This window comes from Epilithonimonas hispanica, assembly GCF_003385395.1.
Lineage (GTDB): Bacteria > Bacteroidota > Bacteroidia > Flavobacteriales > Weeksellaceae > Epilithonimonas > Epilithonimonas hispanica.
The window spans coordinates 17,843-43,801 of record NZ_QNUG01000031.1 but is presented as its reverse complement, the minus strand read 5'-3'; the positions used below and the strand labels follow the sequence as shown (position 1 = coordinate 43,801).

The window sequence follows — 25,959 nt, the reverse complement described above, 5'->3', positions numbered from 1 at the left end:
GTCTCCAATCAACGTACAATTGTTCATTTGATGCTTGATATCTTGCAAAAAATGAATATCATGAATGCTTGCTGTAGAAATATCAAAACTTTGGAAAACCTCGGAAACAGAACAAACTGCGTGTAATTTATAACCATAATAATAACTCGATTGCTAGGCACAATAACCCCTGCTTGGAAATGAAAATTCATTTTCTTTACAGATTTTTTAACGATTTGCTCTTGCGTTTTTACAAATTTCTAAAGGTATAGAATCCACTATGAATGTAGTTTCTACGTCATTAAATTTTGCAACCATAAGTTTTCTTACATTTTCCATATGATAAAAAAGTTTTCTTTTTCGCCGATTATAAACACTTCTTTCAATCAACCCATCCAATTTTGAATTTGATAAATATCTAAATAATTGATATTCAGGATCAATTGACAGATATTCTGCAGAAATATTGATTGCTATAAGTTCTAAATCTGATAATTTTGGTTTAAGTCTTCGCGAAGATGTAAGCAAGACTTCCAGAGAGCCCTATCCTCAAGAAGATGAGATTCAGATTCCTAGAGTTAGGATGTTATAAAAATTTGGTTTATCTTAAATTTAGCGGACTTGTTTTTACAATTAAAAATCAATTTTACTTCTCTATGGATAGCAAGATCGAAGTAAATAAATAGTATTTTATGATTCGATATATTCATATATATTATTGCTTAAAATTATTTCAAATATTAGTGAATTAATTATTATTTCTTAATAACCCGTTGTTCATTTAGCATAAATTAATTTTTATTTTGTTTAAACTTCTTTTAAGTATAAAGAAATTAAGATATTGTACCCGTTGTGCATTTAGCATAAATTAATTTTTATTTTGTTTAAATTTCTTTTGAATATAAAGAAATTAAGATATTGTATCATTGTAAAAGAAGTGATTTTAGAGGTAATTCTGGTTGCCAATCCTTCAAAAGTTTTTGCTAAATTGATGTGTAGTAAAAATTGCCCGCTTAGTTGTGATATAGCTGTTTTGGAGTTCCAATATTATTTAAAAGCCTTTGCTTCCAAACTATATTTCAAAGCCAAATCAAAAATATCTCTGTTGTAATAGATATTTGCGGCTTCTTTGTAAAAAGAATTCCTGATGCTTTCATCATTTGATTTTTAAGAAATCTCATCTGCGAGATTGATATTTTTTTGCGCTTCTTCCCAGTTATTATATAAAAGATTATTTGTTTTTTTTAGATAGTCATTCATTTTTTGTTCAGTTACATCAGATTTTTGACACCAAATTAAATTTGATGTAATAATCAAAAGAACCAAAACCGATTTTATTATTATTGACTTAAACACACTGAAAAATTGCACAATTATGAAGCTACCGATGAAATTTCATAGATTTTATTTTTCCAATAAATTATTTATAAAGATTTGAGTTGAAGTTTTTTTACATCAATCAAAATCATATATGATTTAAAAACTGTGTCTTTTACTTGGAATTTTCTATCGTAGATCAAAAAAAGTTACTCAACTTCCATTATTGAGTTCATTATTAATAAGCAAAGTGATTTTTAATAGTATCAATTTGTCAACAACATCTTTTATAAATAAAATGGTTGATATGATTTATAACACAAAAGTAGAAATAAAAAAACAAAATAAGACAAAAATATCTTATTTATAATATCTTTGTATTCGGAAAAAGAGATGAACAAAAACTACTAGAACTACTATAATGAATCCCAATCTTTCTTCTGCCCACAAAATGCTGTTTCTGAACACATTGGCATTTACAATCTGCTTTTCTTGCTGGACTTTGAATGGCGTTCTCGTCACCTATCTGGTTGATAATAATATCTTTAACTGGTCGGTTGTAGAAACTGGTTGGCTTCTTGGGATTCCTATTCTTACGGGTTCTATTATGAGATTGCCTTTGGGAATTCTGACCGATAAATATGGTGGAAAACCTGTATTTTCAATCTTACTTTTGTTGTGTAGCATTCCTTTATTTCTGCTTTATTTTGCAGATTCTTATTGGGTTTATTTTCTTTTAAGCGCATTATTCGGAATGGTAGGAACCGGTTTCGCAGTCGGGATTGCCTTTACATCAGCCTGGTACCCGAAAGAATGGCAAGGTCGTGCGTTAGGAATTTTCGGGATGGGAAATGCGGGAGCGGCTCTCACCACTTTTTTCGCACCTACTCTACTCAATTATTTCTCAGAAAACGATCCGGAAAATGGTTGGAGATTACTTCCAATCATCTACGGAATCACATTGGTGATCATTGGTTTGATATTTCTATTTTTTGTTCAAAATAGAAAAGCAGCGGTTCAAAATAAATCCACAAAACAACTTTTAGCGCCACTTTCTAATGTGCGTGTTTGGCGCTTTGGATTGTATTACTTTTTGGTTTTCGGGCTGTTTGTCGCTTTTTCTCAATGGTTGATGCCGTATTACGTGAGTGTTTACAAAACTTCATTGGTTTTGGGCGGACTTTTGGCTTCAGCTTTCAGTTTACCGAGTGGCATTATCAGAGCATTTGGCGGTTATTTGTCAGATAAATTCGGGGCAAGAAAAGTGATGTATTGGGTTTTATATTCATCATTAATATTAAGTGGATTATTAATGCTTCCAAAAATGGAAATATTAACACCGGGAAAAGGCATCACTGCTAAGAAAGCCGGAATTGTAACCGCCATCGAAAAAGAAAAAATCACATTAAATACAGGCGAATTTGAAATCACTTCAAAGCCAGAAATTCCCCAACAAACTTCTGTTTTCCCCGAATCTTTTTCGTGGCAGGAAGTATTAGTAAAACAAAACGAGCAAGTTCAGAAAAAGCAACTTCTCGCTCAAGGCGTAACCTTAATCAAATTTGAAGCGCACATCTGGGTTTTCTCCATCCTCGTGATTCTCATCGGAATTATGTGGGGAATCGGGAAAGCTGCGGTTTACAAACATATCCCAGAATATTTTCCGAATGAAGTCGGTGTTGTTGGCGGAATGGTAGGATTAATCGGTGGTTTGGGAGGTTTCATAGGTCCTATTTTGTTTGGATATCTTCTGGATTTTTCGGGATTATGGACGAGTTCGTGGATTTTCGTCTTCATCGTTTCCGCCATTTCCTTGTTTTGGATGAATACAGTAATTAAAAAAATGATGCACAACGAAGCACCTCACCTCAAAGATAAAATCGAACACGTGAACAACAACAAAGATTAAATTTTAAAAGAATAAACAACTGAAAATATGAACAACTCACATTGGTTAACCGACTACGACCCGTCCAACGAAGAATTTTGGAACAAAAAAGGCAAAAAAATCGCCTGGAAAACCCTTACAATTACCACTGCGGCACTCACCTTTTCTTTCGCAACGTGGTTCCTATACAGCGTTATCGTTATCAAACTTCCCCAGATCGGATTTCAATTTACCGACGATCAACTTTTCTGGATGGCAGCAATGCCCGGACTTGCAGGCGGACTTTTGAGAATTGTAAACACTTTTTTAATCCCAATTTACGGAACTAGAAAAATCATTTCTATCAGTACTTTAATCAAAATCATTCCTCTGCTGATGCTTGGTTTTGCGGTGATGAATCCTCAAACTTCATTCACTTATTTTATGATTATCGGATTTTTGTTAGGAATTGGTGGCGGAGATTTTTCTTCATTTATGCCTTCAACATCATTATTTTTTCCTAAAAAAGCAGCCGGAACAGCACTCGGCATTCAAGCAGGAGTTGGAAATTTCGGCGTAAGTTTAGTACAGCTTCTTTCACCTTTGATTATGAGTCTAACATTATTTTCATTTTTAGGAGGGGGACAAATCATCGTTGAAACCGGAAAAACCATTTATCTCGAAAACATCGCATTCATCTACGTTATTCCATTATTTATTGTCGGAATTTGGGCTTGGTTTTCTCTAAAAAGTATTCCCGTAAAAGCTTCGTTCAAAGAACAGTTAGATATTTTCAAAGACCGTCATACTTTATATTGTACAATGACATACATTATGACTTTTGGGATTTTCGCAGGATTTTCAGCTGCATTTCCATTAATGATAAAAAATCTTTATGCTCCACTCGACAAAACTATTGATCCTTTGCAATTTGCATTTTACGGACCATTAATCGGTTCGGCATCTAGAGTTATTTTCGGAAAAATTGCCGATAAAACTGGAGGCGCAATTTTGACTCACATCACAGGAATAGCGTTGATTATTTTAATTTCAAGATTGATTTTGGGAGGTTATTTGACACCAACTTCACCCGATCAGTTTCAAGGATTTTTAGTAATCGTCTTAGCCATTTTCTTCTTTACAGGAATCGGAAATGCAGCAACTTTCAAGCAATTCCCAGTAATTTTCTCAGAATCTCCAAGAAAAGCAGCCGGAGTTATCGGTTGGACGGCTGCAGTAGCCGCTTTCGGACCATTCGTTTTCAATGTTTTGATTACCCAATCCCGAGCAATTTCCGGAGACGCAAGATTATTCTTTTGGTTTTTGGTAGTAGGATGTGTGATGGCAACTGCGGTTAACTGGTATTTCTACACAAGAAAAGGTTGCGCAAGACCTTGTTAAATTTATAAAAATAAAGTCTCAATGAAAAAAATCATTCCATTCTTTTTACTCCTTTCCGTTTTTCTAAATGTTGGATTAATTTACAAATTTTTCTATGCAGGAGAAACAGTGAGTTTGGCTAAAGACGGTAGAAGTGAAATCAAAATGACTCCAGAAAACCGAGAATATGTGATGGCAGAAATGCGAGGGTTTCTTGAAAGTGTTCAGAAAATAAATGAGGGAATTGCTAAAAATGATCCTAAAATAATTGAAAAAGTAAGGCAAGAATAGGGCTCTTGCAAAGTTGACGGCGTTCCGAAAGGTTTGATTAAATCGCTCCCATTTGGCTTTAAAGAAATGGGATTCAAAACCCACGAACTTTTTGATGTGATGGCAAAAATGGCTAAAGAAAATTACGATCGACAACAAACTCAGGAAAAACTCAATCAGCTGTTGAATAATTGCGTTGCCTGTCATAAAACCTATAAAATTTCTGTTGAAAAATAACTCGTTATGGTAAAAAAATTAATAACCGCAGCTTCTCTTTTTTTTATTTATGGAAACATTAATGCACAAATCGACAGCCTGAAAATGAATCTCGATCTACGAACACGTGCAGAACTCGACAATGGCGCAAGAACATTGATTTCCAAAGGAAAATCTGCTGAAACGACAGTTGTTTCCAGAGCAAGATTCGGGGTTGATTATTACTACAAAAATCTGGAAATTTATTTCTCTGCTCAGGATGCAAGAACCTGGGGTGAAACCACTTCTGCCGCCAATAAAAATCAAAATTTTATACTCAATGAGGCTTGGGCAAAATATCAAGTTTCAGAAAAATTGGGTTTAAAATTAGGTAGGCAAATTCTTTCTTATGATAACGAAAGATTAGTCGGATCACTTGACTGGGCGATGCAAGGACGTAGTTTTGATGCTTTGAAAGGTATTTATAAATTTAATCCAAACTCTAAATTAGAAGCCGTTGTAACGTATAATAACGATGACAATGATTTGAATGATTTGCCCGAAAAAGAAATTTACAGCATTGCAGAAGCAGGAGAAATAACAAAATCTTTACAAATAATTCATTATGATTATTCGGGTAAAAATAAATTTCAGTTTTCTGCGATTGCGATGAATCAGGTTTTGCAAAATCCATCAGGAGCGCATTATGACCTCTTGACGGTTGGAATTAACTCAAAAAAATATTTAGAAAACATTGGATTCTTCGGTTCTGCTTATTACCAAACCGGGAAAAATACGCTTGCGCAAAGTAAAAATGCTTATCAATTTTCTGCAAACGTTGATTTTCTAATTCATTCAAAATTCAATGTAATTTTGGGAACAGAATGGCTTTCCGGCAGAAATTTTGACACAGATTCCGGTGAAAACAAATCGTTCAGTCCGATGTACGGAACCAATCATTTGCACAATGGTTTTATGGATTATTTTTACTTTGGAAACAGTCATTTCAACAGTTTTGGTTTGAATGATTATTATTTAAAATCAAATTTAAAATTCAGCCCCAACTCTATTCTACAAGCAAATTTGCACGCTTTTACTTCAAATGGAAAATTGGGATTTGACACTTCTGGAGAAAAAATCCCTTCTTATTTGGGAACAGAATTAGATTTAGTTTTCACTCATAAAATCGGAAAATCAATTACTGCAAATCTTGGTCATTCTTTTATGTTTTCAGGAAAAAGCATGGAATATCTGAAGAATGTTCCTGAACCAAAAAACCTGCAAACTTGGTCGTGGATTGCTTTTAGAATCGCTCCGAATTTTAAAATTAAATAAAAAAATGTCCTTAGTTTTTCTAATGGAAACTAAGGACATTTTTAATTTCATTAATCATTTTTATAAATCATTATCATAGTAAAATAAATAATCGTTTTCAGCAATTTAGGTATCAAAATTGAATATTAATAAAAACTAATAAAGTCGCTATCTTTGCCGACTATAAATTGCACAAATGCTTATATTTTCACATACTTGTCAATACGCAATCAAAGCCTGCATTGTACTGGCAACAGAAAAAAGAAAAGTTGGAATTATTGATATTTCCGAAGTCATTGGGACACCAACCGCTTTCACATCCAAAATCCTTCAACAATTGACAAAAAAACAATTGATCTCTTCCGGAAAAGGAAAAGGCGGCGGATTTTATTTGAGTGATGAACAGTTTGAAAGCCTTACTATTAAAGGCATTTATGAAAATTTTGAAGGCAAAGAAGTTCTAACGTCTTGCCTCTTGGGACTGAAACAGTGCAGTGGAGAAAATCCTTGTCCCATCCACCATCTGGCGATCGCTGTTAGAGAAAATGTTCTAATTATGTTCCAATATAAAATCAAAGATTTGAAAGATCTTGGAAGCGTGATGCAGATGATGGCTGTGCCAAGTGATTTGTAAATTCAATAATTATAATTGAGGAATTTTGATTTTTTCCAATTTCAATTTGAAAGATTTCAAGTCAGAAAAAATAGAATCTAATTTCGGTTTGAAATGATTAGTTTCTGCAAAAAGTTCTTCATAATAAGCAATTCCTTTCAGCAAATTTCCTTTAAAACTTTCCCATTTTTTCACCTGAGATTTGGTAATTTCTTCTGAAAATTCCACTATTTCATTTTTAAAATAATCGACATACAATTTCAATTCATTGATGAACAAATGCGGACGACGATCATCTGGCAAAACATTGTCGTAGCCATAAATGTGACGCACCATCTCCGAAAGCGAAACTTCTTTATCAAAAAAACTAAGATTCGGTCCAGGACAAACGACCACGCCCTGCTTCTCCCCTTTTATCAGCAATCCTTGCTCTAGATATGCAGAATTCGCAAGTCCAACACAAAGACAAGATTTGTCAGTTATGTTTTTCTTACTTTTCTCGTATTGTTTGTTAGTTAAATTTAATTTATTGATTTCCAATTCATTCAGTTTAATATCCTGATATTTTTTGGAAGCCGTACAAGTTCCTTTTGGTGTAAATTCTTTGCTAAGCGCCAAAAATTTCTTTGGACAAGAACTTCCAAATTTTTGATTTGAAATATTAACATCCTTGATTTCATCATTGCTCGTTCCTCTGATTGTGTTGAACGGAACGCCCAAAGGCGACATATTGCTCAGATAATAATCTTCCTCTTTTGCCTTTGTCAGGAGGTTTCTAGTTTCTTGATCTAAAGAAGTTGCTTCCGGAACAAGTAAAAATGGCGAACCCCAACCCACGCTGTCTGCATTATAATTAGACAAAAGAAAATCGTGTTCTTCGGAAGTTCCAACGCCACCTTGAACAGAAATTTTGATTTCCAACGGTTCAGAAGTTGTAGTTTTTCCTTTAAGTTCCAAAGCCGATTTCCAAAGGGTAAAAGCCGAAGTTTGAAGCTCGTTTTTCTTTTGTTTGAATTCTTCCATGATTGGTCCCATCAAAAGTCCGTCGGTTGCGAAGGCGTGTCCACCGCAATTTAAGCCAGATTCGATTCTGTATTCTGAAACCCAAAGTCCTTTTTTAGCCAAAAAATTTCCCTGAATCATCGCAGAGCGAAAATCGCTGACTTTTAGAATAATTTTCTTTTTCAATTCACCATTTTCATTAGGAAAAAAATCTTCAAACTCTTCCAGATAACTGTAAAGTCTCGGGTTCATTCCGGCAGAAAAAATAACGGAGGAAGATAATTTGCTATTGGCAAAACCTCTCAAAGACGCGTGTGCATCATTATAAATCGTTGGAAGCTGAACATTATTCACAAAATTATCCTTGTCTACTTTCGTCATAATATTCACATCTATTTCACCTGGATTAAAATTATGATCGATGAAATTTCTAATACTTTCTGTCAGATTATCTTTTTTGTTGAGGATATTTTGCAAACCATCTTTCAAGCCGGAAGTGCTTGGCAACATTCCGATAAACTGTTTGAGAGTTTCTGTATTTTTGGAAATTTCTTCTTTGAAATTCTTAAATTTTTTGGTTACAATATCATCCATCATATCCAGATAAGCCGTGATTCTCTCCGCTCGGTGATCTTCGGATTTTATTGAAATTGCAGTGTAATCGAAATTGAATTTTTTGCTGTAAAAATCTCGCATTCTTTCTATGATTTCGTCATCGATAATTGAAACTACCGATGAAATCCCAAATTGGGCAACGCGGATTGGACTGTCTATCGTGTAAGCCAATCCCATTACAGGAATATGAAAATTGTGTGCAGGTTTTTTGTTCATTATTTATAATATTGATTTAATTGATTCAGTTCCTTGATTTCGCAGTTGTTATGTGAGAAAATAACCGCTTGAAAGTCCTATCAAATTTAAGAATTTCAGCATTATTATGTCAAGAATAGGATCTGTTTTTATACTAAGAAAAAACGATTTATATCATCATAATTTTATCGCAAAAATCATTGTTAATTCGATAAAAACAATATGAGAAATTTGATGATAACACTTATGAAAACCAAGCAAATATAAAATATCAGTTTAATTTCAAAGATTTGATAAAAATTCCAATAGAAATCATAATCACAACCGATACAAAGAGCAACCAATATTTTGCACTTAAAAACGGAATATAAAATATCGAAAATATTCCTGATAAAGCCAATACAATTTCATTACAAACAATTCCAAAAACCAGCAATAGAATACTGAATTTCAACAATTTATTAAATTCAATTTCTACCAGTTGTAATATTTTCCAAATTAAAAATAGACTGATTCCCATTAACAAAACCAAATGCAAATATGCAATCACGATATTGATGCTGTTGAACGCATAAACGCCTAAAGACGGGATTGCAGAAGCAGTTTGTAGGGTAAATTTCATTAAAAAAGAAAATCCGACAACTGCCAATAATAATTTTTGAATGAAATCATTTCCTGATAATTTCATTCGGTTTTCCCAAACAAAATTCCAAAGTTTCCACGCTCCGAAAAGTTGGATGAGTGAGATTATTGTGAAAAATCCATACAACAAATCAGGAATTTCTGTCCATAAAATTGAAAGTCCGTACCCAAAGAAACATCCGATGAATAAAAGGAAAAATATAGTTTTATTCAACTTTTCTGAGATTTGGATTCCGTATTTTTTTAATGAAATCAACAATAACCCAATGCAGGAAAATATGAAAAATCCGTTGTATTGATAATGCAAATAAAAATAAGTGGAAGCCCTAAAAAGAACATCAAACTCTTCTTTCTTGCTGGAAAAATACGCCAATCCGAAAATCCCGATAGCGGAAAATGTGGCAAAAAAAGCGCCTGATTTTAACCACATAATTTCAGGATTTTTATTCGATTTTGTATCAATCAACAAAAAAATAAAATACGCAAACCCAGTAAACAAAGCAATCGACGACAAAACAATCGACAACCAAAAATAGCCTCCATAAAGAAATGTGAACAACATTCCGTAGGAACCAATTTGATTGGAAATCATTAAATATTGATATTTCTTAAGATTGATTTTTGGGTAATTTTCACTTAAATATTTCGTCACGAATAGAAAAATTCCCGCCGAAACCCAACCGTAAAATGCAAAATGAGAATGCGATTCCTGCATAAATTTATGATTAAATCCAGGCAACGAAAAAGACATATTGTAGCGCATCGCCACACCGACAACCGATACAACGAAGAAATTGAAAACGCAGATTTTTAACCAAAATTTAAAGTTTTTCATTTCTTATTCAATATTTCTCAAACTCAAAAATTACTCCGGAACATAAATAATTTCACCATTTTCCAGTTCATACGCAATTCCGATTTTTTTGCCTTTTTTGTCAGACGATTTTTTGTCTTCCGAAGGTGTATATTTATTAATTTTTCCGCCTTCTTTTGTGATAATTTCCATATTATCTTTACCCGGATTTTTCACCAGAAATAATTCAAAGCTAATAAATGAATAAATTCGGGAGACTAAAACTTAAAATTAGCTGATTATCAAATTATTTAAACTAACATTTTGAAATTCCTTTTCGTTATGACTAATCATAAAAATCGTCGAACCTTGATTTTGATTAATTTTCAAAATTTCTTCCATCATCGATTGTCGTAAAGATGCATCAACGGCGGAAAGTGGTTCATCAAGCAAAATAATTTCGGCATTCTGAACCAAAGTTCTGGCTAAAGCAACTCTTTGCTGTTGTCCACCAGAAAGTTTCGATGGAAAAACATTTTCCAGAATTTTTAGATTAAATTTTTCTAAATAATAATCGATTATTTCTGGATTCTTGTCTTTTTGTGCAAAAGCGATATTTTGCTTTACAGTCATATTTGGAAACAAAGCGTAATTCTGAAACATTATCGAAATATTTCTTTTTTGAGCTGGCAGAAAAATTCGGTTTTCGGTATCTAATAAAATGGAGTTATTGACTTTAATAAAACCAAAATCTGGGGTAATAATTCCTGCTAAAATCTTGAAAAAAGTCGTTTTTCCAATTCCGGAATCGCCCGAAATGTGAATAAAACTTCCCTTTTCAATCATTTCACTAACCTCTAGAAATTTGCTTCCGGAAGAAGTGAAAATCTGATGTTTTATATTCAATTCAATCATCGGAAGGTGGTAAAATTAATTTTTCGATTAATGCCGTAAATCAATAATATAATCAAAAACGAAACTATGAAAAGTACGAATGCATAACGGTTTGCAGCTTCAAAATTAAGTGCCTGAACCTGATCGTAAATTGCGACAGAAGCGATTCGTGTTTCTTTTGGAATATTTCCGCCAACCATAATTACGATTCCAAATTCGCCGATGCAATGGGCAAAAGTGAGTGCAATTCCCGTGATGAAAGACGTTTTAATATTCGGAATCAAAACTTTAAATAAAGTTGTAATTTTAGATTTTCCCATTGTGTAAGATATTTGTCGCAAATCATCACTCAATGCGGAAAAGCCGTTCTGCAAAGGCTGAATCATAAACGGAAGATTCGCGATAACGCTCGCAACCACAATTCCGTTGAAGGAAAAAGCGAGTCGGACATCAAAGTATTCCTGCAAAAAATTTCCGAACGCATTTTCGGGACTGAATGCGACTAACAAGTAATATCCCATCACTGTTGGTGGCAAAACCATTGGCATACAAATTAAAGTTTCGGCGATAAATTTCAGTTTAAACCTTGAATAAGTGAGCCAATACGCAACCGGAACACCGATGAATATTAGAATCGTTGTTGTTACCAACGCTAATTTTCCGGTGAGCAATAAGGTGTAAACAAAATCCTGATCGAGCATTTAGTTTGAAATTTCTGTTTGATAGCCGTACTTTTCCCAAGTTTGGCTGGCTTTTTTACTTGTAATAAAATCAAAAAAATCTTTTGCTTCGGTTTGATTTTTACTTTTCAAAACAATTCCACTTTGGGGGATTGGCGAACATTCGCTTGCTGATAATTCGTAGAAATTTCCCCGTTTCATCATTTCTTTATTTTTAGCATTGGAAAGTGCGATGAATGCGACATCGGCATTTCCTGTTGAAGCAAATTGTGCAGACTGATTGATGTTTTCTGCCCAAACAATTTTATTTTCAATTTTGGAATATAATCCTGATTTTTTCAAAGCTTCGACCGTGTTTTTTCCATAAGGTGCGAGGTCTGGATTTGCGATGGCGATTTTTTTTATTTCAGGATTTAAAACCAATTTTACACCTTCGGAAACATTGGCTTTTGAACTCCACAAAGCGACTTTTCCGTAGGTGTAAATTTCAGAATTTCCGGAAGTTTTATTTTTACTTTTTAGCATATCTGGAAAAGTAGAATCGGCTGATAGAAACAAATCGAAAGATGCTCCGTTTAAAATCTGCTGAACCAGCAAACCCGATGAACCAAAAGTAATCTCGACTTTTTTATCTGGATTTTCATTCATATAAATCTGCTTCAATTCTTCCAAAACATCCCGAAGGTTTGCTGCGGCGGCAACTGAAATTGTAGAATTTTGTTTCGATTTTTGGGTGAAATCAGATTCCGTTTTTTTGCAGTTTAACATCAAAAGTGACATTAAAAATAAGCAAAAAGAAAGTCTTACATAAATCCAATTTTTCATAAATCATACGAAAAAGAAAGATTTAAAATAAGACTTCCTTATCCTTTTCAAAGATAAGGTTATCCATTGAAAATTCAAAAAGAAATTGATTAAATATGTGGATTTAAGCCAGTTTTTCCAAAGTTTTACATTTTTCTTTATCCCCAGATTTTACAACGGAAATATCAATATATTTTACTGTTCCGAGGCTTGCTTTCTCAAATTGTTTCGCTTTTTTGTCCGCGTAATCGTAGGTGTAACCAACTGCCATCACCACTTTGTGACCGTTGCAATCGCCCATCGCCAAATATAAATAATCTCCTAATTTTGATTGAATGTTGATGCTCATTTTTTTGATTTAATTTAATAATAATCGATTATTTATTTCCAAAATTCATCATCATAACTATCTTCCTCTTTCTGATGAATCTGGTTGAGCTGATTTCCTATTTCATTCATTTTTTCATCGGATAAATATTCTTCCAAATGTGGAAAATACATTCGCTCCTCAAAACGAATATGATTGCTTAAAGCATTCGCAAAATCTCCTAAAAGTTTTTTGTCATTAGAATTATTAATGCTTTTCAATAATTTTTTAATTTCAATATGTTCTTTTTCCATTTGAATATGAAGGCTGCTGTTTTCCGTTTCTGGCAGAACGATGTCTTCAATTTCGAAATGTCGGCTCAGATTTTCTTCCCAATAATGGTTGATGTAATTTTTGATTCTGTCATAAGAAATATCTTTTTTAATTCCCTGACGGATTTTCCAACTGCAAAGCAATCCAAAATGGTGATCTCGGGATAGTGGGATAAGATTTTCATTTCTTTTCATAAGTAGATTTTTATAGTTTTTAATGGTCTTATGTTATCGCCATTTTCTCATTGGTATTTTGTAATATAAATAATGTAATGGTGATTTCATATTTTAAATTAAAAAGAACCGCCACTACAATAATAGTGACAGTTCTAAAGATTTAACAATTAACTATCTTTTTTCTTTCAGTGACCATCCGGTTTTTAGTCCGATGATGAAAATCACCAACAGCATCTCTCCTACTGCCAATAAAATATCACCTGGAACACGTAGCCAACGCAAAGTATTCATCATATCGGTTTGCATAAATTCGGCGGAACGTGCGTACCAATATCCTTCTTTGATGGAGGCTACAGATTGCAAAATTCCAATTGGCAACAAACTGATGGTAACCATCACCAACAATCCGATATTGGTTAGCCAAAACGCCCAACCGATGAGTTTGTCGTTCCATTCTCTGTGTGGATATAAACCTCTCAGCATAAACATCATCAAACCAATTCCTAAGATTCCGTAAACTCCGAAAAGTGCGGCGTGACCGTGAACTGCAGTCGTATTTAATCCTTGAATATAATACAAAGCAATCGGCGGATTGATGGCAAATCCAAAAATACCGGCACCTAAGAAATTCCAGAAACACATGGCGATAAAACAGTAGATAGGCCATTTGTACGCTTTGATCCATTTTGTAGATTTACTGATTTGATAATTTTGATAAGCTTCAAACCCAATTAACACCAAAGGAACAATTTCTAATGCGCTGAATGTCGCTCCCAAAGCCAAAACTGCTGTTGGTGTCGCACTGAAATACAAGTGATGGAAAGTTCCCAAAATACCGCCCGAAAGGAAAATAATGGTTGAAAATAAAACTGCGTGAGTTGCGGCTTTTAATCTTAACAATCCCAGTCTTGTGAACAAGAATGCTGCTACAACGGTTGCAAAAACTTCGAAGAATCCTTCTACCCAAAGGTGAACCACCCACCATCTCCAGTACTCTGCAATGGCCATATGGGTTTGTCTTCCGTACATCAATCCGGCTCCGTAGAATAGTGCAATTGCTACTGCGGAAAGCGTGAACAATAACAGTAAATGTCGGTCGCCATCTTTCTTTTTCAAGGCTGGAAGAAGTGCTCTTACCATAAGAATTAACCAAAGAATTAATCCAACTAACAATAAAATCTGCCAGATTCTTCCCAATTCTACATACTCGTAACCGGAATGTCCCCAAAGGAAATTGTCAACATAACCTAACTTTTGCATCACGCCCAACCATTGTCCTGCTAAAGAACCGAAAACCACGATTAATAAAGCGCCGAATAAAATATTGACACCTAAAACCTGATACTTCGGTTCGTAACCCGAAACTGCGGGTGCGATGTACAATCCTGTTGCTAACCAAGAAGTTGCAATCCAAAATATAGCGAGCTGAACGTGCCAACTTCGAGATACCGATTGAGGCAAATATTCATCTAACGGAAAGCCGTAAAATGCGCTTCCTTCCACCCCGTAATGTGCTGTGATAACGCCCGCAAACATTTGAACCAAAATCAATAATGCTACCACCCAAATGTACTTTAAAGTCGCACGCATAGATGGTGTAGGTTTCATATTTCGCAATGGATCTTCTAAAGGAAGTTCTTCACTGATTTCTTCTTCCTTATTTTTAGCGTGATAAAAAACGAGTAATCCTACACAGCCGAGCAACATCAAAACACTTAAACCAGACCACAAATGCAGCGATGGTGGCGGAATGTTTCCGATTAATTCGTCGTGAGGCCAGTTGTTGGTGTAAGTAATTCCCGTGTCTCCAGGTCGATCTGTTATACAAACCCAAGCTGCCCAAGCAAAGAATGCATTCATTTTTGCCATTCTTTCATCTGTTTTCACCGTATTTTTCGGGATGGCGTAATGATCTCGAAGCTGATCCATCTCGGCATCATTCATAAAGATTTTAGCATAGTATTTGGCTAATTCTGCCTGAACTTTTGCTCTCTCGGGAGAAATGACAATCGTATTTGTAGCTTGATCTAAAGTATTTACACGAACCTCTTTTTTGAGAAGTACATTGTATTTTGCCTGCTCGTCATCGGGAAGATCTTTATAAATTTTTCCATCTTTTTTAGCGAGTTCATCTAACAAAAGTAACGCTTCACGGTGAAGATAATCTGCGCTCCAATCTGGTGCGATATAGGCGCCGTGTCCCCAAATACTTCCAACGGTTTGTCCGCCAATCGATTGCCAAACATTCTGACCATCTTTGATGTCTTGTCCGGTAGTTACAATTGTTCCGTCCGTAGTAACTACTTTGTCAGGAACGGGCGGAATTTTTCTGTAAATATCTACACCATAAAAAATCAAAACGGCAAATGAACCGATGATGACGGCGGCGAGCCAGGTCCATAATTTTTTAGTTGTCATAATCCTCTTTATCTTAATGTTGTACAGAAAATTCTTTTTCTAATTGAATTGCTTTAGGGAAAAGAATATTATTTTCTAAATGAATATGTTTATGAAGATCGTTTTCAAAGTCCTGAAGCATAGCAAATGTCACTTTGTAGGTATTACAAGCGTCTGCAGGCGGTGTATATTCGTTGGTAAGATCTGCGATTTTTCTTAATCTTTCACCTTCTACTGTATGCTCGTGCTTCATCATATTTACTGGATTTTCTACTGTTCCGAAATGAGGTTGCTGAATGGCTTCATTAGAAATTTTCGCCTTCACCATATTTTTCACAAAAGGGAAAAGAATCAATTCTTCTTTTTTCATGTGTGCTGCCAAATCCTGTGCAGACGCAAAAAACAAATCTCTAATTTCGAATAACTCCGGATGTGCGCCACCGTGAACTTTGCATAATTTATCTAAAAACTGTTGTAGAACTGGCGTTTTTTCTTCCACATAACGGTGATGTGTTTTCTCCACATAATCTGCCAAAAGATCCAAGGGCCAACTGTTGAAATCGATAGAATTTCCATCCGTTTTCGGAAGATTTTCTATGTCTGAGTAGATTTGATCTTTATCCAAACTCTTCGGACTACAAGCTTCCTCTATTGTTCTTCCGCCTTTACAGCAAAAATCAATGCCGTATTTTTTAAAGATTGCTGCGGTTCTGAAATCTGCTGCTACGATGTCTCCTATAAAATCTGTTTGTGTATTCATAATTTAATACTTTTTTATCTTTTATTATTTTAAAAATTTTTGTTTTTTTAATGTCAAATTCTAAATGAAATGGATTACAATTAATACTCTTTTACAGCATTGCGAAAGGATAAACTACTAAAAACTAACTACAATTAAAACTCGCAATGCTGTAAAAAAGCGGGAACTGAAGACATAAAAAATTTACGTTCCCATTTGGTTATCATCTTCTACCCTACTTTTTCAGAGACAGAATATATTTTACCATTTTCTTTGCATTTTCTTTGCTCAATCCTGCGTGTGGCGTCATCGGAACCTCGCCCCAAACACCTTTTCCACCATCTATTATTTTTGTAGCAAGATGATCAATATCTGCATCGGTATATTTTGCAGCAACATCTTGATAAGAAGGACCTACTAGTTTTGCATCGATCTTGTGACAACCGAGACAGTCAGCGCCTTCCACTAAAGACTTGCCTACAGAAATATCGTCTGTTGCAACCGGTTCATCCGGATTGGCAGGTTTCACTGTGGGAAAAGCATCCGGCTCATAAGATGTATTATCTGCAACTGGAGGTTTTTCTTTTGGAGCTTCCTCTTTTTTGGAACAGGAAATTTGGGCTAAGGACAACATTAATGTTGCTAAAAATAATCGTTTCATAATTTCTGATTTTATAATTCTATTTGTTTTCTAATTTCGTTGGCGGTGACTTCAATGTTTTCATCTAAACCTTCTTTTTGGAATGCGAGCGTTCCGTCTTTTGCATAAACACTGATGATGTTGGAATGCGAAAATTCCATCGGAGAAATCTCTTTGTATTTAATTGCCATTATGTTGGCGAGTTCTCTCGTATCTTCTTCACTGCTTCGGATGAAAGTCCATTCTTTCTCGTCAAATTGGTTGGTTTTGAGATAAGCTTTCATCACTTCCGGTGTATCAGTTTCAGGATCGATGGAGATTAACACATATTGAATTTCATCTGGATTTACTTTCCCTACTTTTTTAGAAATATTTCGCATCTCGGAGGTGAGCCGTGGACAAGCGGTTTTGCAGGAAGTGAAAATCATTGCTGTCACTATCACTTTTCCTTTGAAATCTGTTAATGAAATCTTGCTTCCATCTTGCTTTTCCCATTCAGAATTGACGTTGAAAATGGAATCTGGTTTCAGCTGTTCGACTTTTTGACTGCAGGAAAATAAAATCAATGCAATCAAAAAGTATAGTAATTCTTTCATTTCTTTAGTTTTAAATTAATCTTTTGCACATCGGAAACCCAGGTTATTCAGACAATAATCAGCTTTCAGACTTCCTCGCAGTGCATATCTTACGAATGCGGCGTAATTCCGAAGATCTGAAGAAGTGACCGCTGCTCCGGCGCAGAAAAGATTGTCGTTTATGGCATTGTCTTTTCTGGATTCTCCGCTCATCATCACCGAATTAAAATCGAACGTCCATTCCCAAACCATTCCGTACATATTGTGAACGCCGTAGTAATTGGCCGAATCTTGCGCTACTACTTGTTTTGCTTTGTCTTTTTTCTGATACGATTTTAAAATAAAATCTGTGAATTCTGGTTTTTTTGAGGCATTTTTGGTTTTCCGGTCTGCCAATGCTACAAATTCCCATTCATCAATTGTGGGCAATCTTTTCCCGACACTTTTCGCATATTCCTTTGCTGCAAACCAGGAAACATTGGTCACTGGCGCATTTGGACTAAGGTTTTCGGGAATTTCGAAATCGCTTTTCCAATGTTGAAGGTAGGTGCTGTCTGCGTACAATCGTTTTACTTTACTTTTGGCCCATTGAGGATTTGCTTTGAGAAACTGGAGATACTCTGCATTGGTAATGGGACTGTCATCCAGATAGAAGGTTGGAACTTTTACAATTCTGCCGGAATCTTTTCCGATAAAAGCTTCGTAGGTTCCACCACTTATTTTGACCATTTTTTTTGAGTTGGAGATTAATTTTAAACGGCCTTGAATCCGGGTTTCCGTTTCTGGCATTTCGGAAGATCCGGAACAGGATAACAGCGTTACCGCAATTGCTAAAAATATACTAACCCAAAATCTCATTACTTCTCATTTTAAAACCTCAATGTAACCACAAGTAAAACTTTTTCTTTTCTAACATTTTATTCCGGCGAATATATCTTCTACTAATTACCTTTAATTTGGATCGATGAATCTGGTTCATCAGTTTATCGAAACCTGACCTGAACGGAGTTCTTTTTGTAACTAGGCACGAGGAGCAAAAAAGCGGGAATGGAGGGCGGAAAAGCTGCCCAAATAAAATGGATTTTTAATTATTTCTAAGTTTTAATTCTTTTTGTAAACGGCTGGATTATCAGCTCCTGTAATTTTGATTTTGCCTAAAGCACCTTTGTTGAATGCCCGGAAAATCGCGTGGTCAACAATCACATATTCGCCCGGAACTGTCGCTTTAAACTCTACGATTGAAGCTCCGCCTGGAGGAATTACCGTTGTTTGTACATTCTCATTAATTTTACTTCCAGCTTCCATATACACTTTATCGAAAATTTCGCCGATAACGTGGAATGATGATGTCAAATTTGGTCCACCATTTCCGACAAAAAATCTTACGGTTTCACCGACTTTTGCCTGAAGTTCATTTTCTCCCAACAAAGCGCCTGTATTGCCGTTGAATACTACATAATCTGGATGTTCGGCGATGGCTTTATCCATATCAAATTCTTGAAGACCTTTGTCTCCAAATTTCCCTTTGGTGTAGAAATCACCTTGCATAATGTAGTATTCTTTGTCCACTTTTGGCAGTCCGCCTTCTGGCTCAATCAAAATGAGACCGTACATTCCGTTGGCAATGTGCATCCCAACCGGTGCGGTGGCGCAATGGTAAACGTACAAACCTGGGTTTGTCGCCTTAAAAGTGAAAACTTTTTCTTTTCCCGGCGCTACGAAAGTGGCTTCTGCTCCGCCTCCAGGACCGTTTACAGCGTGTAAATCGATGTTGTGAGGAAAGGTAGAATTTTCGTTATTTTTAAGATGAAGTTCGATGTCATCGCCCACTCTCGCTCGGATGAAACTTCCGGGAACCGTTCCGTTGAATGTCCAGAAATTATATTGAGTTCCGTCTGCCAACTCGCCCACTTTTTCAATGGTTTCTAATCTAACGATAACCTTTTTTGCGGAACGATTTCCGATGGGTGCGGGAACATTTGGTGCAACTGCAAACTTGTGTTCTTCGGTGGTTCCGTCGGTTTTGATTTGTTCTGCATCCTGTTTATTTTCTGAGGAAGCAGATTCGTTTTGTTTGCAGGAATTCAACCCGATGAACGCAGACAAAACAGCTGCAAGGAAGAGTGATTTTTTCATTTTTTCAGAATTTTTACGATTTATAGTTGGTTTTAATTTCAAAAATATTGTAATAAAGGTATTATATTTTAATGAAATTTTATTGTTTTCAAATATTTTAATTCAATAATATTGATTTTATTTTTTTAGAAATGTGAGTTTTAAATCTAAATTCTTGACAAACATTTCGATTTTAGAATTTTCCAGCATATCTTTTATTTCCTGTCGAATATGCTTAAAATCGTTATGAATAGGACAAGGATGGTCTTCTGAACATTCTTTGAGACCAAGACCACAACCTGTAAAAAGCTTGTCTCCATCTATTTCTCTCACAATATCTGCAACAGATTGCTGAAGATTTTTCCCTTCCATATAAAAACCGCCGTTCGGACCTTTTGCTGACTGTACAAAGCCCTTTCTGCTGAGATCCTGCAATATTTTCGCAATGAAATATTCCGGAGAATCTATCCCCGATGAAATATCTTTGATTCCTATTCTACTTCCGTCCTTGGTCTTCTGTGCGATGAAAATCAAAGCTCGGATGGCGTACTCGCAGGTTTTAGAAAACATTTGTTATTTTTATATAGCAAAGATATAAATCTAATTTGAAATAAAAGACAAATTAGTATTTTATTTTAAATGACAATTATCACTCCCACTCCAAAAGTCTTCTTTCGCCTTCAATTTTTTTGGTTTCGGAAATATCCTGAGACATCTCAATCACCCCTCGATAATTTTTTTCGGAATCCCGAACTGCAAAATATCTCACATAAATCAGTTTATCCCGATAATTGAACCAAAACGAAGCTTCATTCTGTGTGCCTTTTCGAAATTCTTCCAAAATTTTCAAAACGGTATCTACACTTTTCGGTGGATGGCAAAAACGCACTTCTCTACCGATGATTCCTGCACTTCTCGGGAAAACGCGCTCTTCGCCTCGGTTATAGAAAATAACCCGGTCATTTTCATCAACATAGGTCAAATCGAGTGGCAAAGTTCTAAACAAAAGATTGACTTGCTCAATCGTCATATAACCTTCGTCAAAATGTGATGCATTTTCATCATAAACCACGTCAGTTCTCATAGTGGTGTCTTCCGAAGGATGTACATACTGGCTTTCTTCGGGATATTTTGCAGGCGATTCGCTCAGCATCCAGCCGATTTCGTCTTCGCCCTCACGCATTTTTATCCATTCTTCGTCTGTAAGAATATCCATTGCATTTAGGAACAAAACCCGTTTTTCAACATCCATCAGGTTTTTCAAATTCTGACCAGCGTATTCTACATTTTGTTTGGCGGAATCTAAATCTTTTTCATCAATATTCTTTCTGATAATTCTAAAAATATCCCGAATCGTATCGTGGAAAGACCACATATTTCTGGAAGGTCCTGTCCAGCCTTTTTGTTCTAAAAACGGAAACAGCTGATTTTCTTTTCTTTCAAATCGTCTTTCTACCGTCGCTAAATGATTAAACAGATTATAAAATTTCTGAAATTCTTCGTTAGGATTTGTATTGGTAAGTTCTTCTAACAAAGAAATAATCAGCTCCTCTTCCACCAAATACGTATGAACTGGATGCCCCGCCTTCAATTGATTTTTATCCATTCTAATTTTAATAAAATATTAATATCTTTTTGTCTTTTATTTTAATAAAGAAAACCAAAGTGTTTTGGTTTTCTCTGTTCCTTTTTAGATTGACAAATTTAAGATTTGAAATTCAAATAAAAGATGTTTTAGTATTTTATTAATCTGATATTAATCAGTTCAAGTTAATGCTTCCCACCATTCAAAATTTTATAAATATGCAAAATCCCGGGAAACACTGCATCCATCGATTCTTCCGCGCCTTTTGTAGAACCGGGAAGTGCGATGACCAAAGTCTCGCCAATCATTCCTGCAACGCTTCTGGAAAGCATAGAATATGGTGTACGCAATTGCCCGTAACTTCTGATGGCTTCGGCAACGCCAGGAATTTCTCTGTCCAACAGCGGTCGTACAGCTTCCGGAGTGACATCACGTTTTGAAAGTCCGGTTCCGCCGGTAATCATAATTAATGAAATTCCGTTTTCGATGTCAAATTTTATTTTGTTTTGAATTTCAGAAATTTCATCAGGAATGATGACATAATCGTTTATTGTTACACTATTCTTTTCTAAAGATGAAATAATGGCTTTCCCTGCCTTATCTTCTTTTTTTCCGGCAAAAATACTGTCTGAGCAAACAATCACAGAAGCATTAATTCTTTCTCCAGAATCTTTGAGGTCAGATTTCCCACCTTTCTTTTCAATCAATCTGATGTTTTTGATTTCGATATTTTTGTCGATGGGTTTCAACATATCGTACATCGTCAAAGCTACAACAGAAACCGAATGCATCGCTTCCACTTCTACTCCGGTTTTGTAAATCGTGTGGATTTCTGAAGTAATATGAACATCCAAATCTTTAATTTCAAACTGAATCGATGTGAATTCTATCGGAAGCGGATGACAATCGGGAATGATGTCGCTGGTTTTTTTCGCTCCGAATAATCCAGCTGTTTTTGACATTTCGAAAACATTTCCTTTAGGAACTTTGTTGTTCACAATCGCATCGATTGTTTCCTGCGAACTCACGCTGAGAACGGCTTCAGCAATTGCTTTTCTGAGTGTGTTATTTTTATGAGTAATATTAACCATTATCTACTATTTTTAAATTATTTTAATGAATTTGATAAAAATATAAATTGAAAAAAATTACTTATTTTCTTTCCAAGAATGCGAATCGTCTTCAAAAATTTCCTTTCCCCAAAGCGGAATTTCTCTCTTAATTCTATCCACCATTTCGTCGCAAGCATTGATGGCTTCTTTCCGATGTGGCGCAGAAGTGAAAACGAAAAGACAAATTTCCCCAACCTTAATTTTTCCCAAGGAATGGTAAATATGGGCGCAGGTCAACCCATATTTTGTGATGATCTCTTCACGGATTTCATGGGCTTTTTCGAGCGCCATTTCTTCGTAAGTTGTAAAATCTATCGCCTGAACTTTTTTGTCATCAATCGCATCTTCACGAATCTGACCAAGGAAAATACTGTGTCCGCCAATGTTGGTTTTCACCGTGTGTTTGGTGATACTTTCCGCAACAAATGCTGGATTGATGGGACCTTCAATAAAAATATTTTTAATTTTTTTCATTATAATTTCTTTCGATAATTTAATAATATATTTTTGAATTTTATAATTCTGATTTTAATGCCGATAATTAAAACTACTTGCTAACAGCTACTTAAAATTGATTTTGCTCCGGCTGGAAAATGCTTGATTTCCTTTTCCGGAAAATGATTTTTTGCGATTTCTAATGCTTTTTTGCTTCGGATTCCTGATGCGCAAACGAAACAGAGATTTTTATAGGAATTGAATTGATTTAAATTTTCTTCTAATGAAACTAAAGGAAATTCTAAGATTTTTAATGATAAAATTCTCGGTTGCTCATCGGCTTCTCTCACATCAATCAAAATGCTATCCTCTTGATTTAAAAACAATTGAAGCTCTGAAAACGAATTTATTTCATCATTTTTATTAAGATTACAAAACTCGTTATAATCAAAGTTTTGAAATTCTTCAATAGTTTTTGGTCCCGATTTTTCTTGATTTTCATTAAAATTAATTGTCATTGATTGATAATTTTTGGTATTAAAAATCAATAATTGGTGAATTAGAGTTTCGGGAGAGCCGGTTATTAATTTGATGACTTCATTCGCCTGAAAAGTCCCGATAACAGCCGAATGCGACGGCAAAACTCCCGCCTCATTACAAGTCGGAACTTCATTTTGATTGGGCGGAATCGGGAAAAGGTCACGATAATTGGTCACTTGATTTTCCTTTTCCACATTAAAAACCGAAATCTGACCTTCATCCCGAAAAATCGATGCATAGACCAAAGGTTTTTTCATCAAAAAGCAAGCATCATTCAGTAGATATCGGGTTGTAAAATTGTCTGTGCAATCTACAATAATGTCGTAATTTTCAATTAAATGAATAACATTTCCGGTCGTTATGCGCTCATTAAAAATTTCAATTTCGGCTTCGGAATTTCTGTTTTTCAGATGTTTTTCGGCAACGATAACTTTGGGGAAACCAATATCTTTTTCATCAAACAAAAACTGGCGATGCAGATTTTGAATTTCAACCACATCAAAATCTACAATCCCGATTTTCCCAATTCCCGAAGAAACCAAAACCTGAAGCGCAGGACAACCCAAACCTCCCGAACCAACCACCAACACAGAAGAATTCAACAATTTATCTTGCGAAGAAATCCCAAAATCCGGAAGGATGATTTGTCTGTTGTATCTTTCTAAATTCATCTTAATTTTAAATTTTAACCTCCCGAATATGGCGGTAACAAAGCAATTTCTGATGGTATGGAAATGATTTTGCTATCGTTTGCTTTCACGCCGTTTACGATAATTAAAAAAGTTGATTCTTTCAATTCTGGGAATTTTTCGAAGAGTTTTACTTTTAATTCTGAAACAGACTTTACGTTTTCAGAATCCAAATCGTATTCGTTTCCGTTGAAAATATCGGTCAGTTTTCCAAATATTTTTAGTTTCATTTTAATTAAATTTAAAAATGATAATTCACTGCTGTGATGAAGTTTCTGCCCTCTTTTGGATAGCCGTAAGAAAGGTAATAATTTTTGTCAAATAAATTTCTAACACCCAAATCGAAGTTGACTCCTTTGACAATATTTACCGATAATTTTGCATTAACCAAGGTAAATTGCGGAGGCGATGTCTTTATCCGCATTTTGGGAAATAATACTGAATGAATACTCGTCTGTTTTGTTTGGCGTGTAACCGAATTTCGCACTCAATCTCACATCCATAAATTTAAAATTTACCCTTTCCAATGAAGGTTGTAGCGGAGTTCTGTCAAATTTTCTTGAACTTAGATAATTATCAACGTTCAAAAAAGAAGCAGAACCCATAATGTAAAATTTATCTTGTCTGGATCCGATGTTGAGCGCCGTGAAATAAGAATTCACACCCGTTCGTCCGCAAAACCAACGCCCGATTGACCATCACTATCCAAAGCTTTGATAGGTTTTTTGGAGACGATGTTCACAGCTCCACCCATCGTACTTGGCTCATATTGTACAGAAACCAAACCTTTTTCCACAGAAATACTATTAATATCAAAAGTCGTAAAACGGCTCAAATCAAAATTGCCATGGTAAGGCGTATAAATAGGAATTCCATCAAAAAAAACAGGCGTTCTTAGCGAGTTGAATCCCCTTACCAAAATACTTCCCTCATTTCTAGCACCTATTTGCGTAATACTCACTCCGGGTAAAAGATTGACTGCATCTACAACATTCGTTTTATTAAAATCCTTAATCAACTGCGCATCAATCTTGTGAATTGGGCCTTCATTTTTTTCTTCTCCCAAGATATTTACTTCCTGGATTTCGTAATAATTATTTAAGGAATCCACCTTAGTTTTTTCCTGTGCGAACACGTTTAATGATAGCAGAATTGCTCCTGCCACTGCATAATTCTTATTCATTTGTATAAATTGTTGTTGAATATAATTTCTGCATTCCGGAAGTTTTCCGGCGTATTTATATTTAAAAGCTGATGCTCAAAACTGTCTTCTAAATCGATGTAATGAGCGTTTTGTTGTTCCAGAAAGCTAATCATTCTGAGGTTTCCGCTTTCGATGGTTTTCTTTAAATCTGTAAGAATAGAAAAAGGATAAATGCCTAAAACCGGATACAATTTTTCGCCAAAACGCACGACATTGATTCTGTTTTCTATTTTTTTTTGAAGAATATTTTTAATTAAATCTGAAGAAACGAAGGGCATATCGCAACTGCAAACAAAAATATCTTCCTGGCAAAATTCTAAGGCGGAGCGAATTCCACCAATGGGACCTTTTTGTGTCGTAACATCTTTAATAATACCCTTCGAAATTGGATAATTATTATGATTTCCTGAAATAAAAATCTCATCAAAAACAAAAAACAAATTATCGATAACGTGCTGTATCACGGTTTTTCCGCCCAAAATCATCGAGGCTTTATCTTGTCCCATTCTGGAGCTTTTGCCTCCTGCTAAAATGATGGCTTGCATTTTTTTA

30 protein-coding genes and 2 pseudogenes are annotated in these 25,959 nt (G+C 35.1%); 7 read left to right on the top strand and 25 right to left on the bottom strand.

The window, feature by feature from the left end; genetic code table 11:
* Window positions 1-504, bottom strand: a pseudogene (locus DRF58_RS18760) (IS982 family transposase); the annotation flags it as partial.
* Between DRF58_RS18760 and DRF58_RS19160 the strand changes: the two are divergent.
* Window positions 446-571, top strand: coding sequence for a hypothetical protein (locus tag DRF58_RS19160; RefSeq protein WP_379883732.1), 126 nt, complete (start codon window positions 446-448; stop codon window positions 569-571). The pseudogene DRF58_RS18760 and the gene DRF58_RS19160 overlap by 59 nt on opposite strands.
* A 266-nt stretch (window positions 572-837) precedes the next feature.
* Here the strand turns inward: DRF58_RS19160 and DRF58_RS19260 are convergent.
* Window positions 838-1,014: pseudogene (locus tag DRF58_RS19260) on the bottom strand (IS982 family transposase); the annotation flags it as partial.
* Window positions 1,015-1,717: 703 nt separating this feature from the next.
* On the opposite strand from DRF58_RS19260, the gene DRF58_RS13445 reads away from it, so the two are divergent.
* The 6 genes from DRF58_RS13445 to DRF58_RS13420 all read left to right on the top strand — a co-directional run bounded on the left by DRF58_RS13445 (window position 1,718) and on the right by DRF58_RS13420 (window position 6,956).
* Window positions 1,718-3,205 carry an MFS transporter gene (locus DRF58_RS13445; protein ID WP_116036204.1) on the top strand — a complete coding sequence of 496 codons (1,488 nt, stop codon included), beginning with the start codon at window positions 1,718-1,720 and terminating at the stop codon, window positions 3,203-3,205.
* Between the two features lie 27 nt (window positions 3,206-3,232).
* A complete protein-coding gene (locus DRF58_RS13440) occupies window positions 3,233-4,564 on the top strand; it encodes an MFS transporter (RefSeq protein WP_116036201.1) in 1,332 nt (443 codons plus the stop codon).
* Between the two features lie 21 nt (window positions 4,565-4,585).
* A complete protein-coding gene (locus tag DRF58_RS13435; RefSeq protein WP_116036199.1) occupies window positions 4,586-4,834 on the top strand; it encodes a hypothetical protein in 249 nt (82 codons plus the stop codon).
* 66 nt (window positions 4,835-4,900) lie between these two features.
* Entirely contained in the window at window positions 4,901-5,050 is a 150-nt protein-coding gene (locus DRF58_RS13430; protein WP_116036197.1) for a cytochrome c, read from the top strand.
* 6 nt (window positions 5,051-5,056) lie between these two features.
* Window positions 5,057-6,343 carry an alginate export family protein gene (locus DRF58_RS13425; RefSeq protein ID WP_116036196.1) on the top strand — a complete coding sequence of 429 codons (1,287 nt, stop codon included), beginning with the start codon at window positions 5,057-5,059 and terminating at the stop codon, window positions 6,341-6,343.
* Window positions 6,344-6,518: 175 nt separating this feature from the next.
* Complete coding sequence (locus DRF58_RS13420) at window positions 6,519-6,956, top strand: RrF2 family transcriptional regulator (RefSeq protein ID WP_051259615.1); 438 nt, start codon at window positions 6,519-6,521, stop codon at window positions 6,954-6,956.
* A 9-nt stretch (window positions 6,957-6,965) separates the two neighbouring features.
* Here the strand turns inward: DRF58_RS13420 and DRF58_RS13415 are convergent, their stop codons facing one another.
* The 23 genes from DRF58_RS13415 to DRF58_RS13300 all read right to left on the bottom strand — a co-directional run bounded on the left by DRF58_RS13415 (window position 6,966) and on the right by DRF58_RS13300 (window position 25,952).
* The gene (locus tag DRF58_RS13415) at window positions 6,966-8,768 is read right to left on the bottom strand and encodes a hypothetical protein (RefSeq protein ID WP_116036194.1); all 1,803 of its coding nucleotides are present in this window, start codon (window positions 8,766-8,768) and stop codon (window positions 6,966-6,968) included.
* A gap of 250 nt (window positions 8,769-9,018) precedes the next feature.
* Window positions 9,019-10,224: a hypothetical protein gene (locus DRF58_RS13410; RefSeq protein ID WP_116036192.1), complete on the bottom strand. Its 1,206-nt coding sequence runs from the start codon at window positions 10,222-10,224 to the stop codon at window positions 9,019-9,021.
* A gap of 30 nt (window positions 10,225-10,254) precedes the next feature.
* Entirely contained in the window at window positions 10,255-10,419 is a 165-nt protein-coding gene (locus DRF58_RS13405; RefSeq protein WP_206605223.1) for a DUF2149 domain-containing protein, read from the bottom strand.
* A gap of 54 nt (window positions 10,420-10,473) precedes the next feature.
* On the bottom strand, window positions 10,474-11,097 hold the full coding sequence (locus DRF58_RS13400; RefSeq protein WP_116036189.1) for an ATP-binding cassette domain-containing protein: 624 nt from the start codon (window positions 11,095-11,097) through the stop codon (window positions 10,474-10,476).
* Window positions 11,094-11,777: a molybdate ABC transporter permease subunit gene (gene modB / locus DRF58_RS13395; RefSeq protein WP_116036187.1), complete on the bottom strand. Its 684-nt coding sequence runs from the start codon at window positions 11,775-11,777 to the stop codon at window positions 11,094-11,096. Before modB ends, DRF58_RS13400 begins: the two co-directional genes overlap by 4 nt.
* Complete coding sequence (gene modA, locus DRF58_RS13390; RefSeq protein WP_245955457.1) at window positions 11,778-12,524, bottom strand: molybdate ABC transporter substrate-binding protein; 747 nt, start codon at window positions 12,522-12,524, stop codon at window positions 11,778-11,780. It abuts the gene before it with no gap.
* Window positions 12,525-12,684: 160 nt separating this feature from the next.
* Window positions 12,685-12,909: a hypothetical protein gene (locus DRF58_RS13385; RefSeq protein ID WP_034981154.1), complete on the bottom strand. Its 225-nt coding sequence runs from the start codon at window positions 12,907-12,909 to the stop codon at window positions 12,685-12,687.
* Window positions 12,910-12,941: 32 nt separating this feature from the next.
* Entirely contained in the window at window positions 12,942-13,394 is a 453-nt protein-coding gene (locus DRF58_RS13380) for a hemerythrin domain-containing protein (RefSeq protein ID WP_116036186.1), read from the bottom strand.
* Window positions 13,395-13,547: 153 nt separating this feature from the next.
* Complete coding sequence (locus tag DRF58_RS13375; protein ID WP_116036185.1) at window positions 13,548-15,794, bottom strand: nitric-oxide reductase large subunit; 2,247 nt, start codon at window positions 15,792-15,794, stop codon at window positions 13,548-13,550.
* Window positions 15,795-15,807: 13 nt separating this feature from the next.
* On the bottom strand, window positions 15,808-16,533 hold the full coding sequence (gene ric / locus DRF58_RS13370) for an iron-sulfur cluster repair di-iron protein (RefSeq protein WP_116036183.1): 726 nt from the start codon (window positions 16,531-16,533) through the stop codon (window positions 15,808-15,810).
* Between the two features lie 214 nt (window positions 16,534-16,747).
* Window positions 16,748-17,173 (bottom strand): c-type cytochrome, encoded by a 426-nt coding sequence (locus DRF58_RS13365; RefSeq protein WP_116036181.1) that lies wholly within the window; start codon window positions 17,171-17,173, stop codon window positions 16,748-16,750.
* An 11-nt stretch (window positions 17,174-17,184) separates the two neighbouring features.
* On the bottom strand, window positions 17,185-17,748 hold the full coding sequence (locus tag DRF58_RS13360) for an SCO family protein (RefSeq protein ID WP_116036178.1): 564 nt from the start codon (window positions 17,746-17,748) through the stop codon (window positions 17,185-17,187).
* A gap of 15 nt (window positions 17,749-17,763) precedes the next feature.
* A complete protein-coding gene (locus tag DRF58_RS13355) occupies window positions 17,764-18,456 on the bottom strand; it encodes a formylglycine-generating enzyme family protein (RefSeq protein ID WP_245955456.1) in 693 nt (230 codons plus the stop codon).
* A gap of 372 nt (window positions 18,457-18,828) precedes the next feature.
* Window positions 18,829-19,863, bottom strand: coding sequence for a copper-containing nitrite reductase (gene nirK, locus DRF58_RS13350; RefSeq protein ID WP_116036173.1), 1,035 nt, complete (start codon window positions 19,861-19,863; stop codon window positions 18,829-18,831).
* Between the two features lie 117 nt (window positions 19,864-19,980).
* A complete protein-coding gene (locus DRF58_RS13345; protein WP_116036170.1) occupies window positions 19,981-20,412 on the bottom strand; it encodes an RrF2 family transcriptional regulator in 432 nt (143 codons plus the stop codon).
* Window positions 20,413-20,491: 79 nt separating this feature from the next.
* Window positions 20,492-21,448, bottom strand: a complete 957-nt coding sequence (locus tag DRF58_RS13340; protein WP_116036168.1) for a DUF438 domain-containing protein — start codon at window positions 21,446-21,448, stop codon at window positions 20,492-20,494.
* Between the two features lie 164 nt (window positions 21,449-21,612).
* Window positions 21,613-22,518: a bifunctional molybdenum cofactor biosynthesis protein MoaC/MoaB gene (gene moaCB, locus DRF58_RS13335; protein ID WP_116036165.1), complete on the bottom strand. Its 906-nt coding sequence runs from the start codon at window positions 22,516-22,518 to the stop codon at window positions 21,613-21,615.
* Between the two features lie 57 nt (window positions 22,519-22,575).
* Window positions 22,576-23,013 (bottom strand): molybdenum cofactor biosynthesis protein MoaE, encoded by a 438-nt coding sequence (locus tag DRF58_RS13330; RefSeq protein ID WP_116036163.1) that lies wholly within the window; start codon window positions 23,011-23,013, stop codon window positions 22,576-22,578.
* Window positions 23,014-23,093: 80 nt separating this feature from the next.
* Complete coding sequence (locus DRF58_RS13325) at window positions 23,094-24,185, bottom strand: HesA/MoeB/ThiF family protein (RefSeq protein WP_116036160.1); 1,092 nt, start codon at window positions 24,183-24,185, stop codon at window positions 23,094-23,096.
* 14 nt (window positions 24,186-24,199) lie between these two features.
* Complete coding sequence (locus DRF58_RS13320; RefSeq protein WP_034981158.1) at window positions 24,200-24,433, bottom strand: MoaD/ThiS family protein; 234 nt, start codon at window positions 24,431-24,433, stop codon at window positions 24,200-24,202.
* A gap of 153 nt (window positions 24,434-24,586) precedes the next feature.
* On the bottom strand, window positions 24,587-24,865 hold the full coding sequence (locus DRF58_RS13310) for a hypothetical protein (protein WP_116036155.1): 279 nt from the start codon (window positions 24,863-24,865) through the stop codon (window positions 24,587-24,589).
* The gene (locus tag DRF58_RS13305) at window positions 24,862-25,386 is read right to left on the bottom strand and encodes a TonB-dependent receptor plug domain-containing protein (RefSeq protein ID WP_116036153.1); all 525 of its coding nucleotides are present in this window, start codon (window positions 25,384-25,386) and stop codon (window positions 24,862-24,864) included. The genes DRF58_RS13310 and DRF58_RS13305 overlap by 4 nt, the downstream gene beginning before the upstream one ends.
* Window positions 25,383-25,952: a molybdenum cofactor guanylyltransferase gene (locus tag DRF58_RS13300; RefSeq protein WP_116036151.1), complete on the bottom strand. Its 570-nt coding sequence runs from the start codon at window positions 25,950-25,952 to the stop codon at window positions 25,383-25,385. Before DRF58_RS13300 ends, DRF58_RS13305 begins: the two co-directional genes overlap by 4 nt.
* Between the last annotated feature and the right edge of the window lie 7 nt (window positions 25,953-25,959).

Coding starts and splice junctions, on each gene's coding strand:
- DRF58_RS13445 (WP_116036204.1), top strand. CDS start 1,718: ATGAATCCCAATCTTTCTTCTGCCCACAAAATGCTGTTTCTGAACACA.
- DRF58_RS13440 (WP_116036201.1), top strand. CDS start 3,233: ATGAACAACTCACATTGGTTAACCGACTACGACCCGTCCAACGAAGAA.
- DRF58_RS13435 (WP_116036199.1), top strand. CDS start 4,586: ATGAAAAAAATCATTCCATTCTTTTTACTCCTTTCCGTTTTTCTAAAT.
- DRF58_RS13430 (WP_116036197.1), top strand. CDS start 4,901: ATGGGATTCAAAACCCACGAACTTTTTGATGTGATGGCAAAAATGGCT.
- DRF58_RS13425 (WP_116036196.1), top strand. CDS start 5,057: ATGGTAAAAAAATTAATAACCGCAGCTTCTCTTTTTTTTATTTATGGA.
- DRF58_RS13420 (WP_051259615.1), top strand. CDS start 6,519: ATGCTTATATTTTCACATACTTGTCAATACGCAATCAAAGCCTGCATT.
- DRF58_RS13415 (WP_116036194.1), bottom strand. CDS start 8,768: ATGAACAAAAAACCTGCACACAATTTTCATATTCCTGTAATGGGATTG.
- DRF58_RS13410 (WP_116036192.1), bottom strand. CDS start 10,224: ATGAAAAACTTTAAATTTTGGTTAAAAATCTGCGTTTTCAATTTCTTC.
- DRF58_RS13400 (WP_116036189.1), bottom strand. CDS start 11,097: ATGATTGAATTGAATATAAAACATCAGATTTTCACTTCTTCCGGAAGC.
- modB (WP_116036187.1), bottom strand. CDS start 11,777: ATGCTCGATCAGGATTTTGTTTACACCTTATTGCTCACCGGAAAATTA.
- modA (WP_245955457.1), bottom strand. CDS start 12,524: ATGTTAAACTGCAAAAAAACGGAATCTGATTTCACCCAAAAATCGAAA.
- DRF58_RS13385 (WP_034981154.1), bottom strand. CDS start 12,909: ATGAGCATCAACATTCAATCAAAATTAGGAGATTATTTATATTTGGCG.
- DRF58_RS13380 (WP_116036186.1), bottom strand. CDS start 13,394: ATGAAAAGAAATGAAAATCTTATCCCACTATCCCGAGATCACCATTTT.
- DRF58_RS13375 (WP_116036185.1), bottom strand. CDS start 15,794: ATGACAACTAAAAAATTATGGACCTGGCTCGCCGCCGTCATCATCGGT.
- ric (WP_116036183.1), bottom strand. CDS start 16,533: ATGAATACACAAACAGATTTTATAGGAGACATCGTAGCAGCAGATTTC.
- DRF58_RS13365 (WP_116036181.1), bottom strand. CDS start 17,173: ATGAAACGATTATTTTTAGCAACATTAATGTTGTCCTTAGCCCAAATT.
- DRF58_RS13360 (WP_116036178.1), bottom strand. CDS start 17,748: ATGAAAGAATTACTATACTTTTTGATTGCATTGATTTTATTTTCCTGC.
- DRF58_RS13355 (WP_245955456.1), bottom strand. CDS start 18,456: ATGGTCAAAATAAGTGGTGGAACCTACGAAGCTTTTATCGGAAAAGAT.
- nirK (WP_116036173.1), bottom strand. CDS start 19,863: ATGAAAAAATCACTCTTCCTTGCAGCTGTTTTGTCTGCGTTCATCGGG.
- DRF58_RS13345 (WP_116036170.1), bottom strand. CDS start 20,412: ATGTTTTCTAAAACCTGCGAGTACGCCATCCGAGCTTTGATTTTCATC.
- DRF58_RS13340 (WP_116036168.1), bottom strand. CDS start 21,448: ATGGATAAAAATCAATTGAAGGCGGGGCATCCAGTTCATACGTATTTG.
- moaCB (WP_116036165.1), bottom strand. CDS start 22,518: ATGGTTAATATTACTCATAAAAATAACACACTCAGAAAAGCAATTGCT.
- DRF58_RS13330 (WP_116036163.1), bottom strand. CDS start 23,013: ATGAAAAAAATTAAAAATATTTTTATTGAAGGTCCCATCAATCCAGCA.
- DRF58_RS13325 (WP_116036160.1), bottom strand. CDS start 24,185: ATGAATTTAGAAAGATACAACAGACAAATCATCCTTCCGGATTTTGGG.
- DRF58_RS13320 (WP_034981158.1), bottom strand. CDS start 24,433: ATGAAACTAAAAATATTTGGAAAACTGACCGATATTTTCAACGGAAAC.
- DRF58_RS13305 (WP_116036153.1), bottom strand. CDS start 25,386: ATGAATAAGAATTATGCAGTGGCAGGAGCAATTCTGCTATCATTAAAC.
- DRF58_RS13300 (WP_116036151.1), bottom strand. CDS start 25,952: ATGCAAGCCATCATTTTAGCAGGAGGCAAAAGCTCCAGAATGGGACAA.